General features: G+C 40.1%; 11 protein-coding genes. 6 read left to right on the top strand and 5 right to left on the bottom strand.

Going from position 1 to position 14,607, the window contains the following annotated elements; translation table 11 throughout:
• Position 1: 1 nt before the first annotated feature.
• Positions 2 to 1,999: an oxidoreductase gene (locus tag CH361_RS11850; RefSeq protein ID WP_100791032.1), complete on the bottom strand. Its 1,998-nt coding sequence runs from the start codon at positions 1,997 to 1,999 to the stop codon at positions 2 to 4.
• 126 nt (positions 2,000 to 2,125) lie between these two features.
• Between CH361_RS11850 and CH361_RS11845 the strand changes: the two genes are divergently transcribed.
• Positions 2,126 to 2,776 (top strand): TetR/AcrR family transcriptional regulator, encoded by a 651-nt coding sequence (locus tag CH361_RS11845; protein ID WP_100791031.1) that lies wholly within the window; start codon positions 2,126 to 2,128, stop codon positions 2,774 to 2,776.
• 208 nt (positions 2,777 to 2,984) lie between these two features.
• A complete protein-coding gene (locus CH361_RS11840; RefSeq protein ID WP_100791030.1) occupies positions 2,985 to 4,469 on the top strand; it encodes a DUF1565 domain-containing protein in 1,485 nt (494 codons plus the stop codon).
• 5 nt (positions 4,470 to 4,474) lie between these two features.
• On the opposite strand, the gene CH361_RS11835 is transcribed toward CH361_RS11840, so the two are convergent.
• Together CH361_RS11835 and CH361_RS11830 are read right to left on the bottom strand one after the other, a co-directional pair.
• Positions 4,475 to 5,134 (bottom strand): TetR/AcrR family transcriptional regulator, encoded by a 660-nt coding sequence (locus CH361_RS11835; RefSeq protein WP_100791029.1) that lies wholly within the window; start codon positions 5,132 to 5,134, stop codon positions 4,475 to 4,477.
• 93 nt (positions 5,135 to 5,227) lie between these two features.
• A complete protein-coding gene (locus tag CH361_RS11830) occupies positions 5,228 to 7,375 on the bottom strand; it encodes a neutral/alkaline ceramidase (protein WP_100791028.1) in 2,148 nt (715 codons plus the stop codon).
• 409 nt (positions 7,376 to 7,784) lie between these two features.
• Between CH361_RS11830 and CH361_RS11825 the strand changes: the two genes are divergently transcribed.
• On the top strand, positions 7,785 to 9,890 hold the full coding sequence (locus CH361_RS11825; protein WP_100791027.1) for a glycoside hydrolase family 5 protein: 2,106 nt from the start codon (positions 7,785 to 7,787) through the stop codon (positions 9,888 to 9,890).
• A gap of 93 nt (positions 9,891 to 9,983) precedes the next feature.
• Here CH361_RS11825 and CH361_RS11820 read toward each other — a convergent pair whose 3' ends face one another.
• Complete coding sequence (locus CH361_RS11820) at positions 9,984 to 10,985, bottom strand: NADP-dependent oxidoreductase (RefSeq protein WP_100791026.1); 1,002 nt, start codon at positions 10,983 to 10,985, stop codon at positions 9,984 to 9,986.
• Between the two features lie 20 nt (positions 10,986 to 11,005).
• Positions 11,006 to 11,809 (bottom strand): SDR family NAD(P)-dependent oxidoreductase, encoded by an 804-nt coding sequence (locus CH361_RS11815; RefSeq protein WP_100791025.1) that lies wholly within the window; start codon positions 11,807 to 11,809, stop codon positions 11,006 to 11,008.
• A gap of 87 nt (positions 11,810 to 11,896) precedes the next feature.
• Between CH361_RS11815 and CH361_RS11810 the strand changes: the two genes are divergently transcribed.
• The 3 genes from CH361_RS11810 to CH361_RS11800 all read left to right on the top strand — a co-directional run bounded on the left by CH361_RS11810 (position 11,897) and on the right by CH361_RS11800 (position 14,604).
• A complete protein-coding gene (locus tag CH361_RS11810; RefSeq protein WP_100791024.1) occupies positions 11,897 to 12,307 on the top strand; it encodes a winged helix-turn-helix transcriptional regulator in 411 nt (136 codons plus the stop codon).
• Positions 12,308 to 12,462: 155 nt separating this feature from the next.
• A complete protein-coding gene (locus CH361_RS11805; RefSeq protein WP_100791023.1) occupies positions 12,463 to 13,452 on the top strand; it encodes an LLM class flavin-dependent oxidoreductase in 990 nt (329 codons plus the stop codon).
• A 123-nt stretch (positions 13,453 to 13,575) separates the two neighbouring features.
• Positions 13,576 to 14,604 (top strand): extracellular catalytic domain type 1 short-chain-length polyhydroxyalkanoate depolymerase, encoded by a 1,029-nt coding sequence (locus CH361_RS11800; RefSeq protein WP_100791022.1) that lies wholly within the window; start codon positions 13,576 to 13,578, stop codon positions 14,602 to 14,604.
• Positions 14,605 to 14,607: the final 3 nt, after the last annotated feature.

Raw genomic sequence — 14,607 nt, 5'->3', positions numbered from 1 at the left:
CCTATTTAATACTATGTGCTGCTTCTAAACCTTCCAAGAACGCCCGTTTGGCATCAATGTTCCTTGGATCTTTTGCTCCACCAATGACTATGGTTTTTTTATTTGGATGTTTGGTTTGGAATTCTTCCAATATGGATGTTTCCTTTTCCTGCCCCACACATAAAATAAGTGAATCACAGGGATATAAAAATTCTTCACCATTTTTTAATTCTACCTTCAAACCTTCGGGAGTTACCTCTTTATAAGTAAGACCATGATAGAATTCAACTCCTACTGATTCCAATTCTTGTTTGAGTGCCCAAAAGGTTGTGGGTCCAAGACCTGCTCCGTGTTTTCCATTTCTACGAAAAACCGCCACATCCCTTTTTGCTTTTTCTTTTTGAACATTAGCATTCGTAAATGAACTAATATTATATTTTTTGTCGTAAGAACTAAGAGTTGGTTCTTCATCTTCCGTCAAACGATGTGCCACATCCACACCAATCCCTCCTCCTCCAATCACAGCCACTCGTTTTCCTGGCTGGAACTTTCCGGTAAGATACTCAGTATAATTTCCCGAAGGAAGATTTTCTAGTCCTTTTAATGTAAATTCGCGTGGTTTCACACCACTGGCAAAAATGGTAACATCAGGATTTTCTGTTTCCAACAATGTTAAAGTTGCCGTTGTATCCAAACGGATGTCTACGCCAAGAGCAGGAAGTTCGCTGGAGAAATAACGAATGGTTTCTTTAAACTCTGATTTTCCAGGAATGTTTGATGCCAATTGAAATTGTCCACCAAGCACACTTGCTTTTTCAACGAGAGTCACTTTATGGCCAAGACTTGCACTGGCTCTGGCCGCTTCGAGTCCTGCGGGCCCTGTTCCAATGACCAAAACTTTTTTGGGATCTTTTACTTTTGGTTTTCTATATTCTAATTCGTTTACAGCTTCTGGATTTACGATACAAGAAACAGATTTTTCTTGGAAAGCATGGTCGAGGCAAGCTTGGTTACAGGCCACACAAGTGTTGATCCTATTTGACATTCCTAATTCGAATTTTTTAACGATCGATGGGTCTGCCAGAAATGGTCTTGCCATAGAAATGATATCAGCTCTGTTTTCATCAAAAACCTTTTGCATCGTAACAGGATCATTCACACGATTTGAAGCAATGATAGGAATATCTGTTATTTGTTCTTTGATGCGACCCGCAATAGGAATCCATGCTCCCCTGGGAACAAGTTGGCTAATTGTTGGGATTCTAGATTCATGCCAACCGATTCCAATATTTAAAGCAGAAACTTTTTCATCTCGTAAAACTTTCGCTAGTTGAATGACCTCTTCAAAACTAGGATTCCCAGGAATAAGATCAATCCCAGACATACGAAAGATTACAGGAAAACCATCCGGTAATTGTTTTTTAACGAGACGAAGAACTTCTATGGATAAGTTCATCCTTCGTTTTGTATCTCCACCAAAATAATCATCACGTTTGTTTGTGACTTCTGAAAAAAATTGGTTGAGTAGGTAACCCTCACTCCCCATGATTTCGACGGCTCCAAACCCGGACTCATGAGCTAACTTTGCAGCAATTCCAAAATCCTCAATGGTCCTCCAACATTCTTCTTCTGAAAGTGCTTTGGGAACATAACGATTGATTGGTGCACGAATCGCAGACGGAGCCACACAATTCCGATCAGCAGCATACCTTCCTGCATGGAAAAGTTGTGCACACATTGTTCCTTTTCCTTCCAAAAGTTCATTCATCCGTTTTAATTCTTTCGCATGTTCTGGATTTTGGATGTTGAAAAAAGTCCGAGAACCTTTTCCTTCTTCATTCACACTGATCCCGCCAGTCACAATGAGAGACACCCCCCCTTCAAAACGTTTTCCATAAAACGCAGCCATTCTTTCTGCAGTTCCGGTTTCTCCTTCCACACCAAGGTGCATGGAACCCATAATAAAACGATTGGGAAGAGTCAAATTACCGATGGTTATGGGTGAAAAAGCTGTATTCATAATTGATAACCCCTTGATTTTAAATAATTTACCATTGGTAATATAAATAGGAAGCTTAGCAAGCCATAAATTACCACCGGTAATTAACACTAGTCATTTTAAGACCCGGGCGGAGAATTGGGGGAAATGGCGGTTTCGAAAAAAAAATCTCTACCCAAAAAACCAAAGGGTCTTGGCCGACCTTCCAAAGACGGAGGGATCAATGTCAGAGAGGCGCTCATCCAAGCGGGACTAGAACTTTTGGGAACCACTGCTCTAGAAGATATTTCCCTTCGCAAAGTGGCCGCAAAAGCGGGAGTGAGTCATGTAGCAAGTTACCATCACTTCGAAAATAAACATTCTCTATTTTCTGCCATTGCTGAAATCGGATTTCAAAAGTATTTTGAAGCTTACCAAAAAGAATTAGAAAAAACGAACCAAGACTTTAAAGGAAGATACCGAGCCCTTGGTTGGACCTACTTTCAATTCATTATGGCCAACAGACAATTCGCAAGGATTATGTTTGGTGGTATGGGAGTGGATGTAAAAAGCCATCCCAGTTTGTCTGCCGTATCAAGAAGAACCTATCGCCAGTTACACGAAATTATTCGAATGGGCCAAAGATTGGGACATTTAGAAAAAGGAAATACCAGAGAAAAAACTTTAGCTTCTTGGGCAATGATCCATGGAATTGCGATGTTGTTTTTGGAAGGTCGGTTGCAGATGAAACATGATCCAAAAGAGATGGAAAATTTCATCCAGACAGTGACCGAGTATGCTTATATTGGGATGAAATAATTCATCTCACCGAGAGACAAACCTTCTGATTTCAAAAATCCAATTTTCCGTGGTCACCGAGAAGGAATGGATTACGGGGATTATGTCTCTTATTTAACCACAACAAATTACAAGATTTTCAGATACGTACAAATTGTTCGAAAAAACGTTTTGGAAATTTATTGCCTTTTTGTGAGAAAAAAGATATCCTAAGCTCCTCGGTTTTCCCATGCGAAAAAGAAATAAATTTCAAAATCCAATCAGACTTCTAATCTTTCTATCACTTCTGGTTCAATTCCACTGTTTGTTAAACCCCATTGTAAGGGAGTTTTTAGAGTTCGACCTATCTAAAAAAAACAACCAACTTCGAAACTTAGGACTCCTATTCGGTTTATTCACTGGTCCCAATGCCAATATCACTCCTTCTTTGGGAAATGTAATTCTAGCGAATGCACAAATTCGTGTGATTTTTAATCGATCGATGGATCCAAACTCTCTTTCGGCAAACCTAGGAATACAATTAACTCCCGTTTGGTCTGAAACCTTTTCCCAAAATGACACAGTAACACTTTCTGGATCGATTCCTACAGGTGTCACCCCTTTCCAATTAGATGCGACAGATACTTTTGGAATTCGAATGACAACCGTTACTGGCTCCTATGTGGTTCTAAACTCCAACACCAATTTATATTATGTTAGTCCCTCTGGAAATGATGGAAACTCAGGGACTTCCATTCAAAGTCCCAAACTAACAATTTCATCAGCAATTGCAGGAGCGACCACACCTGCGGCTATTTTAGTTTCGGAAGGAGATTATTCGATCGACAGTGTTCTTGGATCCAGTATCAATCTTACCAATAATGTTTCCCTATATGGTGGACTTAGTTCCAATTTTTTGGATCGAAATCCGAGTTTATATAGTACAAGAATTATTGATACAGCGACATCTGCTACTACAGACACAATCACCATCCTCGCAGGAGCTTCCATTACCCTCACAACCGTCATTGATGGATTTACCATCAGGAGTGCTTCTAATCCCAATGCTACTGGATTTGGAATTGCCATTTCTTGTGTTTCTGGATCCCCAACGATCACAAACAATCGAGTGGAAAGTGGGAATCTAAATATAGCTTGGTCCACAGGAATCCTGGTTACATCGGCTTCTCCACTCATTTCTAATAATACAATCATCTCAGGTTCTTCTTCAGTAGCAGATACCTTTGGAATTTTTATCCGAAATGCCGGATCCCCTACGGTTTCGTATAACACGATCTATGGTGGAAATGCGACAACATCAGCCCATGCCATATACAATTCCCCTGATTCGAATTCTCCAACGATCATTGGCAACACACTAGAGGGAGGATCAGGAAGTATATCCTATGCACTGAATACGAGTTACCCATCCAATGCCACTGTAACTAACAATCTAATGAATGGAGGGGGAGGTGTTACAAGCATAGCCCTTTATCATGGATTTGGATCGGGCGATATCGGAAACTATCAAAATAATGTCCTGTTTACTTCTGGTGGTACCAACCGCTACTGTTTGTATGAAGGAGGAGGAACCAATCCCATTAGTTTTAATGGGAATAGACTCTTAGATTGTCCAACAGCTTTATACTTTGATGAGGCCACAACCATCATCAATGATATTGCAACCATCAATGGAGGGACTGTTGGTGGTCCCACCTACTCAGGAAATTACTAAAGAGTTCACTTAGGTTTACAAACTTCAGGAAGATAGTTTTTTAAATAAGAGATTGTTGCCTTTTTGGTTTCTCCCACCATCCACGGAGTAAAGTCTCCGTAAGTTCGGTAAGAAAGTTTTAAAAGAGAATCAGCAATAGAAAAAGCGACCCCAAAGATAGAATCTGCATTTTCAAAACTTGGTAACTCAAACCGGTCCATAAGCCCGAGTTTTGCTAAGTTTGCGAGCCTCGCATCCAGCTCTTGCCCTACTTGGCGCATCTCTGGATTACTCACCCGGTATCCATAAATCAAACGAGGAAAAGCAATTTCTTTCTTTGTGACTTCCACGGCCACATCAATGGAACGTTCAATGTATTGTTCCCAAGAAGTAAAACTTTCCCTTTTTAGTAATAAGGATTTTTCAATCAGGCTTTCTGAGTGTAATAACCGAATCCCATGGAAGATTGCCTCTACATTGGGAAAAAAATGATACGCCGAAGGCCTTGGGATTTTTGCTTCTTTGCAGATATCAGCAAAACTAATTTCTTCCGGGGATTTTTCCCTGAGGAATTCTAAGGCAATCGTAAGTAACTGTGTACGCCTATTCCTCCCTTGTTTGCTAGTGAATTTGAAGGGTCTAGAAGCGAGGTCAGGGGATAAGGATGCGTCGACCAATTTATCCATAGTACGAGCCTTCCAGGAAATGATACCTAGTCAATCTCGTTGCAAAGAAAATACCCGACCTTTTTACAGGCCAGGTGAGTGGTTGTTCAGATATTACTGCACAGTGAAGTTATTTGTGACTCCTTGGTAAGCACTGATGGCTCCCGTCCATCCGCTCTTCCAATGACCTCGGTGTCTGAGGCGGTAGGTTCCTGCCGGAAACGAACTTGTTTTCCAAGTGACGGTGACTTTGGAATAAGCGACCCCATCCCTTTGCCATTTGTAAGTCGTGGATGGATCATTGTCCCGAGCCACCACAGTCCAAGTAGATCCATTTTGTTTTTCTACATCCACAAAGCTACTTCCGATAAGCATATTGTTTTTAGGATGGGCTCCCCAGAATACTGCACTTACAGTAGCTCCGCTGGCATAGGAAGTCGATGGTTGTGTGACTACGTTTCCAAAACTCTTAAAGAGGGGAACATCATCAAATACCACTCCTGTTTGGAAAGTGGCTTGGTAATTTGTTAGATCAGGTGGCGTTGGGCCTGCTGGACTTGCCGCACCATTACGCATAGCGCTTGCTAGTTTACCAAATTCTTGTTCATAACCCGAGAGAGTATTTGGGCCAAATTGTGTAGAAGCACCTTCATACTGTTGGGAAGAATATTCTTCTCTAGTAGTTAGATACGAAGTGTATGAATTGGAAAGACCAGCAATCACAGTGTATTCATTTTCTAGAACATTTTTCACAAGAGCCCGAAGTCTTCGGCCTGCCATGGTAGATACTTCAGCAGGAATGGCAAGAATGGCTAAGTTACCAATTTTAATGATCTGCATCGGAATGACAGGAGGAGTCCAAGGATTCCCATCAAAACTAGCAACACCCGTTGGAATGAGAACTGGTTTTTCTGCGTGGCAAAGTTTATAAGCTTCACTGACAGAAGCCGGCCAAAGAACACCAAGTGCCCCACCAAGGAAACTCGCTTTAAACGCATCCGCAGAATTGGTATTCCAATCCAGGGAATCAATCGTAGTTCCTTCATCAAAAAAATCAACAGAGACCGCATTATCCTCCACACTACCTGCAGAAAACGAAGCTCCCATACCGGCAGGACAAGTTGTGGTTCCTACACTACTAACATAAAGGTTAGAGAAGTTAACAAACGTGTGGCGAAAATCAATAGAACCAGAAACTTGTGTCGAAGCAGAAGAATACAAAGATTGAGCTCTGTTTAATTGTTTTTCTGCAATGATATTCTGTCTCGCATAATCATTTACTCCATCTGCGGGACCCCAAAGATTCGGAGTGGCATCTCCCGAATTCGATTGAGCAAAAGCAGCAACGAATGTTTGGTTTGCGGAATAATTTGTTCCTTTTGTTTTTTCGAATAAGTAGGAAGCTAATCCTTTGTTATCTCCACCAATGAGTTTGTTCGTTGGTCCTACGTTTGTTGGATGGACAGCAAACCAGTTCACCATCCCGATCTCACGACCATCGGCCGCAACCAGTTTCAAAAGAGTCATGGTTTGGTCTACATTGGATGAATAAAAATTCCTTTCCGAAGCAGGGTTTTTATCATAAGCAACCACCGAACGGTTTTTACTTGCGTCTGTCAAATTTCCTTGGTTGATATAAACATTCCCTGGAACTAAATTCTGATGAGCGAGTTTGATCGACTTGTAAATTCCATCCACAATGACATCAAAGTTTTCTTTGATGAATCCAGAGGTTGTGGCATTGTATAAAAAATAATGAGAGTATCCTCCAGGCCCGCTATGAGTGTGGGTTGCTGAAAGTAAAACATTGGACGTATTGTAATAAGGAGAAAGTTCCGAATCCAAGGCGATTTTTTTACTCACTGCTTGTTTGATGGATTGGAAAATCATTCCTAAGTCAGCACTTACAAAGACCACTCGTTTGGATGCGTCTCCAATGATATAGGCCCTTGACCAAAGGCGCATATAAATCCCTTCTGTTTTTTGCGCTGATTCCGCAAACCCCATCATCCCCACTTCAGCAGCAGGACCTGTGATATCATAAATCCCTGCACCCACTAGATAGGGCGACGAACCAAGGGAAGGTGCAACAGCACGACTCACTCCCAAAGAACTAGCGGAGCTAGAACTTTCAGTAGTGCTAGAGTCCACCAAACCGAGGATTGGTGAAGGGGAAGATTTCTCATCTGAACAAGTTAAGACAAGAAAACAACAAACAATGGTAAAACCCAAGCGCACTTGGAATTTTCTTTTGGAATTCATACACTCTCTCCGAATCAAAATTTCTAAATAAAACGTTTTTTCGCATCCTTGTCCTTTGCGGGACACAGGCAATTTTCGGGATATTAGTCTAAACGATGTTAAAAATATGGCAAGAAAAATAATCGACAAATGTCGGTTTTTATAGATCGATGTTCAGAAATCCCCTACAAAAATAAAGAAACGCCATTCAGATTCTCACGAAAAGAGGACAAAATCAAAGGAAATTCCAGTATAAACCCAGAACGAGAACTCTTTTTCAGAGGAATCAGACAGATTGCCCATTGTCTTTAGAATCAAATAGCACATTTATGGAAATTTGATGGCAATTTTTTAATCGACAATTGTCGGCTAGTGTGTCGCAAGTGACCATAAAGCCTGGCACCGCAAAGAAACCAGCTCCCGAGGATCTATGAAACCAAACTGGAAAACACAAACTCTTGGGTTAGTACAAGCTAACCTAATTCTATTCTCCACTTTTGCTTGTGCCCCTGCAAAAGAATCCCTTTCCAATTTTTTACCCCTGCTTTTGCCAGGTGCGAACTTACCTTCGCAGACAAATACAAATCCATCCCTACCTTCTTTGAAGACAGAAAACATAACAAGTTCCCTTCATCATCTGGACTACAGTGGTTCCTTAGAGGAACGGACGATCTTAATCTCGGAAAAAACAAACAACCAATTTACAGATCAAATCTTTGTGGATGGACTCGGGCGTGAAGTTAGTTTCCGAGGATTTAATATCTCTGGAAATATGAAACTGGCACAACATGGATTCAAACCTTTCGCGAATGACACCGATGCTGAAATCGCATTTAGTAGACTTGGAAAAACTACTGGATCCAATCTCATTCGTTTTACCATTGCTTGGGAAGGAGTGCATCCTGCGGTAGATACAATTGATTATTATTATTTAGATGCTGTCATCAAACAGATGAAAAAAGCTACCGCCAAACGCATGTACATCCTTCTTGACTACCACCAAGATTTATTTTCAAGACATCTTTTTAATAAAAACTCATGGCATACGGGTAATGGTGCTCCGGCTTGGATTACAAAAGGTGGAAGTTATCCCTCTGAGTATTGTGGAATCATTTGTGCTAGTTGGAGCCAAAACAATTTAACCAACGAAGCAGTTCGCAGAGCTTTCCGTAATTTTTGGAACAATGCTCCGCTTTCCACGACTCTTGGCACAAGGAATATGCAAACAGAATTTCTTTGGCAGATCACAAAAACAGTTTCCTATATCAAAGAGCAACTCACACAAGAAGAGTTCTCTTATGTATTGGGCTTAGATCCTGTGAATGAACCTGTGGACGGGGGAATGGAAGGTTTAACACCTGCAGCTTGGGACAATCAAAAACTTTGGCCGATGTATCAGAAGGTGAGAACCATATTAAACCAAAACGGATGGGAATCAAAATGGGTATTTGCAGAACCACTTGTATTTTGGAATACAAACATTGGTTCGGCGATCGCACCTGCCACGGGAGGAGGCCATTTACTGAATCCACCAGGCCCTGGTTTTGTATTTAATTCTCACTTCTATGATGCGGGGAGAATGGGAACCGATCTCACAGGGATCGATAACGCTACTTATTTTAGATATTTAGATGAAATCAGAAAGGAATCTAGATTCCTTAAAATCCCAGTTTTTTTAAGCGAATTTGGGATGTGGTTAAAAGGAACAGGTGCCAAAGACACACCACGAATGATTAATGCCGTCTACCAAGCGATGGAAGTTTCAGATGGGAACCAAACTTCAAAATCCAGGTTTGCCGATTTTTATAATCCTGTTGTATCGGGAACCCAATGGCATTGGGATTATTATTACAACAACCATGCAGAATTTATGAATGGGAATACATCCAAACTCATTACAACCAAGGATGCATGGAACGAAGAAGATTTCTCCGTGGTTGGAAATTATGGAACTAGTTTCAACGTAAACAATCATGTGGTTGAACGAGCTTATGTTCGGAAATCGCAAGGCCGTTTGATGAGTAGTCATTATAATGCGGTAGGTTCTGATACTTGGAACAAAGTGTTTTCTTGGGCTGCCATCAAACCGGGAAATACTGAAACAAAATACTTTGTGGGCAAACGGTTCCAATTGGTGATTTGGAAAGGAAGACACTCTGACGCACCCACAGAAATTTATCTTCCGACTCATATTGATCCGAAAAAAATCGTTTTGATTTCAGAGAAAAAAGTTTATCCACAAGGAATCCCAACAACTCTCAGCCAAGAAACAAACGAAGCCTTTGTCACCCCTGATCGAAATAGAGAAGTTGGTTCTGGAAATATTTTACATATTTGGGATGATTTAGATTTGGATGAAAATCCAAACTCTTCCTACCACTATGTTTTGGTTGTGGATGGGTCAGATAATACTTATTCATCACAACAACTGCAAGAGATTCAATCCAAACTAAACACTCGTATCCTTTTAGAACAAAAAAGTCCGATTTATTTAACTGGAAAAATGACATACGGCGGATACCCAAACGAACAGTAAAGGAATCGTTTTTGTTTGGTCCAACACGGACCAAACAAAGGTTCATAACGATTCACTAAAGTTAAGTTAAAAAGGATATTTTTATCAGGGAAACTAGATCATCTTCAAAACCACCTTTCCTTTAGGATGGCCTGTTTCCATATAATTCATTGCTTCGTTGAGTTCATGAAAAGAAAAAACCCGATCTAGAACAGGATGGATTTTTTTAGTTTGGATTAAAGAGGCAATTTTTTCTAACTGATCTCCACTTGCTTCCATAAAAAGAAAGGAATAGTTTACTCCTCTTTGTTTTGCTTTTTTACGAATCCCCGAACTCAGTAGTTTAAAAACCATTCGCAAAAAAAAGGAAACACCAATCCGTTTCGCAAATTCTAAATCAGGTGGACCCGAGATAGAAACCACCTTCCCTCCTGGTTTTAAAATAGGAATCGATTTTTCAAGAGTCCCCGAATCTTGACTGTTCAAAACAAAATCATAGTCATGGAGCAATTTTTCAAAATCATCTTTTCTGTAATCAATTACTAAATCGGCTCCTAGCTCTTTTGCCATGGCAACATTCGATTCACTCACTGTCGTGGCGACAAAAGCTCCCAAATGTTTTGCCAATTGGATCGCAAATGATCCGACACCCCCTGTCCCCGCCTGGACAAAAACTTTTTCTCCTTTTTGTAATTTCATTTTTTCAACTAATGCCTGCCATGCGGTTAATGCAACGAGGGGGAGAGAAGCAGCTTCTTCCATACTTAGATTCGAAGGTTTGATCGCAAGATCACCTTCATTTACAGAAATGTATTCCGCAAATCCCCCAATGCGAAAATCGGAGAGTCTTGCAAATACCTCATCTCCCACTTGGAACCGACGAACACTAGATCCAACCCGAATCACGACTCCTGCGATATCATGGCCTAAAACCAAAGGGAAATGATAAGGTAAAATGAGTTTAAAGGCACCGCTCTTAATTTTTGAATCTAGAGGATTCAGTCCTGCTGCATGGATTTTTACGAGTACATCTCGTTCACCAACACTAGGCTCAGGAATCTGGGCAAGTTCAAATTTTTCTTTTTTGCTGTAACGATTGATTGTATATGCTTTCATGTTTACCTGTAATGGATGATCTAATTTTTTTGGTTCATTTTCTTCAAAATGGAAGTTTCAAAAAGCCGATAGGCAAAATGTTGGAGGAAAAGAATCAAACGAGCACCCTTACCCACTGGATAATGAAATCCTGGATTCTTTTTATTTACCAACTTTAAAACTGTTTGGATCACAGGCTCCGGAGATGGCGAATTTGCAAACTCTGCCTTAGAAAAACCTGCTACTTTTTTTCTCACCGAATCATAATCAGGAATGTTCCCTTCAGACGAAATCGAACTTTCACCTATATTGGTTTTAAAACTCATTGGTTCAACCATACTCACATGAATATTAAATTCATTTAATTCGAATCGTAATGATTTAAAATAACCTTCTAATGAATGTTTGGAGGCAGAATAATAGGCAACGGAAGGAAGACTAATACGACCTAAAAAAGATCCAATCGTAATGATTTTTCCCTTCCTCTTTGCCCTTAGATAAGGTAAAATTTCATTCGTAACCTTCACCGTACCCCAAAAATTGGTTTCGAATTGTTCTTTTCCCAAGGTAACGGAAGTTTCTTCCGCAAGGCCTTTAACCAAAAAACCAGCGTTATTGATTAGAACATCAAGATGTCCAATTTGTTGAAATAAACGTTTCCCAAAAGAACCAATAGAAGAATCAGAAGACAAATCCAACTCTAACAAAGGATAAGGAAGTTCCGATCTGTATTTTTCTGGGTATCGACTTGTACCTATAACTGAGTGCCCTTCCTTATGTAGCTGACTTGCCACTAAACGTCCAATCCCCGAAGAGGCTCCTGTGACTAAAATTGTTTGTTTCATTTGATCCCCCAAAACCACTTGCAATTCACAAGTAGATCAAACTTAAAAGTAGTTGCATTTTGCAAGCACTTTTTTCTTATATTATTTATGTCTGCGAACAAAAAAAGGTCAGATTGTCCTATCAGCTGCTCTCTGGATATTTGGGGAGACAAATGGTCTTTACTCATCATCAGGGATTTAGTTTTTCACAAACGGAGAACTTACGGAGATTTTCTAAAGTCCGAGGAAGGAATTGCTACAAATATCCTTGCTTCGAGGCTTCTCTCTTTAGAAGAAAATGGACTCATTGAAAAACTAGAACATCCAGAAAGTAAAGCTAAGGTATTGTATCGACTGACTGACAAAGGAATTGATTTGTTACCAATCCTCGTTGAGATCCATTTCTGGGCGGAGAAGTATTTTAAAATTCCTAAGGGTTTACAAAACACCTTAAAGGAAGCAAAGAAAGATAAAGAAAGTTTTATCAAATCCCTGGTTGGAGAATTAAGAAAAGCTTAGACTTTAATCTCTAGTAGTTAGTTCATTATTTCGAAAAAATCTTATGTATTACAAAGGATAACCACATAACATACGTTTATAACTTAAATGAAAAATCATGATTTTAATATTTTCCACATTTACACTGTAGAGCGGAAAACGGGAATGTGTTCTTAATGGCAAAATTATCTATTCTTGATCTGGTTTTTATCAATGAAGGAAACAATGTACCTGATGCTTTATCGAACAGTGTGCGCGTGGCAAAGGAAGCAGAAAAATTAGGTTACCATCGCATTTGGGTGGCAGAACATCATAACTTCCCTTCCATTGCCAGTGCAGCTACTTCTGTCGTCATCGGACATTTGGCGGGACATACAAAATCCATTCGGATTGGTGCGGGTGGGATCATGTTACCCAACCATTCACCACTTGTGATCGCAGAACAATTTGGAACCTTAGAAAGTTTATATCCAGGAAGGATTGATTTAGGACTCGGAAGAGCTCCAGGAACTGACCAACTGACTTTGCGGGCCTTAAGACGAGATCCTATGAGTTCTCAACAGTTTCCAGAAGATGTACAGGAACTACTTTCTTATTTTGAAGACAATCAGGAAACATTACAAGTCAATGCAATTCCAGGAAAGGGAACGCATGTACCTGTTTGGATTCTAGGATCGAGTTTATTTGGAGCCCAACTTGCCGCAATGCTTGGACTTCCCTATGCTTTTGCTTCTCACTTTGCTCCAGGTGCTCTTATGGAAGCCATATCCATTTACAGAAAACAATTTAGACCTTCTCCATATTTGGAGAAACCTTATGTGATGGTAGGAGTGAATGTCATTGCAGCGGAAACAGACAAGGAAGCAAAATTTTTATTCACTAGTTCCCAACAATCTTTTACTCGGATCCTTCGAAATAGAAGGGGCACTTTCCCTCCCCCAATTGAGGACATAGAGTCATACTGGAGTCCTGAAGAGAAAAGTATCGCCTCACAAATGTTATCTTATTCGGTTGTGGGTTCTAGAGAAACTGTACAGGCCGGGATCGCTAAAATTTTAGAAGAAACCAAGGCCGACGAACTCATGACAGTAACTTCTGTTTACGATACAGATGCAAAAATTCGATCCCTTGAAATTCTGGCAAACCTAGATATTAACTCTGATTGATCCAAATTCTGTCAAAATTCCCTTCCCGATTGGATTATTTTTGGTTTGATTAAACAACAAATCAGGAACTATTGAAATGAAACTTGGGTCGTATAGGATTGACTTAAAGATTAAGGATGATTTATGAATGATAAAACTCGGTTCCTGTTTGTTTTGTCTTTACTCTCTATTTTTTTTCTCACTGAGTCTTGTTCTCGGGGTTGGTTACGGACAAAAATCAAAGAACGTTTCCAAAAAAAAATGGAAGAAAAACCTGCTCCCATTGCCTCTTCCGACCTAACCAAAAAAATTGAAGCTCCTGGTGATTATACATTCACTTTTTCCCATGGGGAGATCCCTCGTTATTATAAAGTCCATGTTCCCAAAACATATTCTCCAAACAAAACCACACCACTTCTTTTGGTATTCCATGGTGGTGGCGGAGATATGGAAATCCAATCAAATGAAGAGTATTACCACCAAATTTCTAAATCAGAAGAAAATGGTCATATCGTAATTTTTCCCAATGGTTATAGTAAATACAAATCAGGAAAAATTGCCACTTGGAATGCGGGGAACTGTTGCGCTGATGCTCGTGACAAAAAAATAGACGATGTTAGTTTCATTAAAGAAGTTCTAAATCATGCCACCAAACAACTGCAAATTGACACATCCAAGGTTTACTCAACTGGTATGTCAAATGGGGCAATGATGACTTACCGTTTGGCTTGTGAAATGACAGATAAGTTCGCTGCCATCACAACTGTTGCTGGAACCGACAATACAGAATCTTGTACTCCCTCCAAACCCATTTCAGTCTTACACATCCATGCAAAAGATGATGATAAAGTTTTGTTTTATGGGGGAGCAGGAAACAGTTTTAATGATAGAAGTCTTGTGACTGATTTTGTTTCTGTTCCGAAAACCATTTCCAAATGGGTGGGTTTCAACGAGTGTAATCCAGTTCCCAAACGAGTATTAGAAGAACCAGGGGTGACTTGTGATGAATATGGTGGATGCAAAAATGATGTAAAAGTAAAACTTTGTGTCACTGAATCTGGGGGCCATTCCTGGCCAGGAGGTAAAAAACCTTCCCTTTTCTTTGGATCTGCTTCTCCATCCAAGGCAATCAGAGCCAATGACGTGATGTGGGAATTCTTTAATGCAAAATGAAGT

Source organism: Leptospira brenneri, assembly GCF_002812125.1.
Classification (GTDB): Bacteria; Spirochaetota; Leptospiria; order Leptospirales; family Leptospiraceae; genus Leptospira_A; species Leptospira_A brenneri.
This window is presented reverse-complemented; position numbering and strand designations above follow the sequence as displayed.

Coding starts and splice junctions, on each gene's coding strand:
- CH361_RS11810 (WP_100791024.1), top strand. CDS start 11,897: ATGTCTGCGAACAAAAAAAGGTCAGATTGTCCTATCAGCTGCTCTCTG.
- CH361_RS11820 (WP_100791026.1), bottom strand. CDS start 10,985: ATGAAAGCATATACAATCAATCGTTACAGCAAAAAAGAAAAATTTGAA.
- CH361_RS11850 (WP_100791032.1), bottom strand. CDS start 1,999: ATGAATACAGCTTTTTCACCCATAACCATCGGTAATTTGACTCTTCCC.
- CH361_RS11830 (WP_100791028.1), bottom strand. CDS start 7,375: ATGAATTCCAAAAGAAAATTCCAAGTGCGCTTGGGTTTTACCATTGTT.
- CH361_RS11835 (WP_100791029.1), bottom strand. CDS start 5,134: ATGGATAAATTGGTCGACGCATCCTTATCCCCTGACCTCGCTTCTAGA.
- CH361_RS11805 (WP_100791023.1), top strand. CDS start 12,463: ATGGCAAAATTATCTATTCTTGATCTGGTTTTTATCAATGAAGGAAAC.
- CH361_RS11825 (WP_100791027.1), top strand. CDS start 7,785: ATGAAACCAAACTGGAAAACACAAACTCTTGGGTTAGTACAAGCTAAC.
- CH361_RS11815 (WP_100791025.1), bottom strand. CDS start 11,809: ATGAAACAAACAATTTTAGTCACAGGAGCCTCTTCGGGGATTGGACGT.
- CH361_RS11800 (WP_100791022.1), top strand. CDS start 13,576: ATGAATGATAAAACTCGGTTCCTGTTTGTTTTGTCTTTACTCTCTATT.
- CH361_RS11845 (WP_100791031.1), top strand. CDS start 2,126: ATGGCGGTTTCGAAAAAAAAATCTCTACCCAAAAAACCAAAGGGTCTT.
- CH361_RS11840 (WP_100791030.1), top strand. CDS start 2,985: ATGCGAAAAAGAAATAAATTTCAAAATCCAATCAGACTTCTAATCTTT.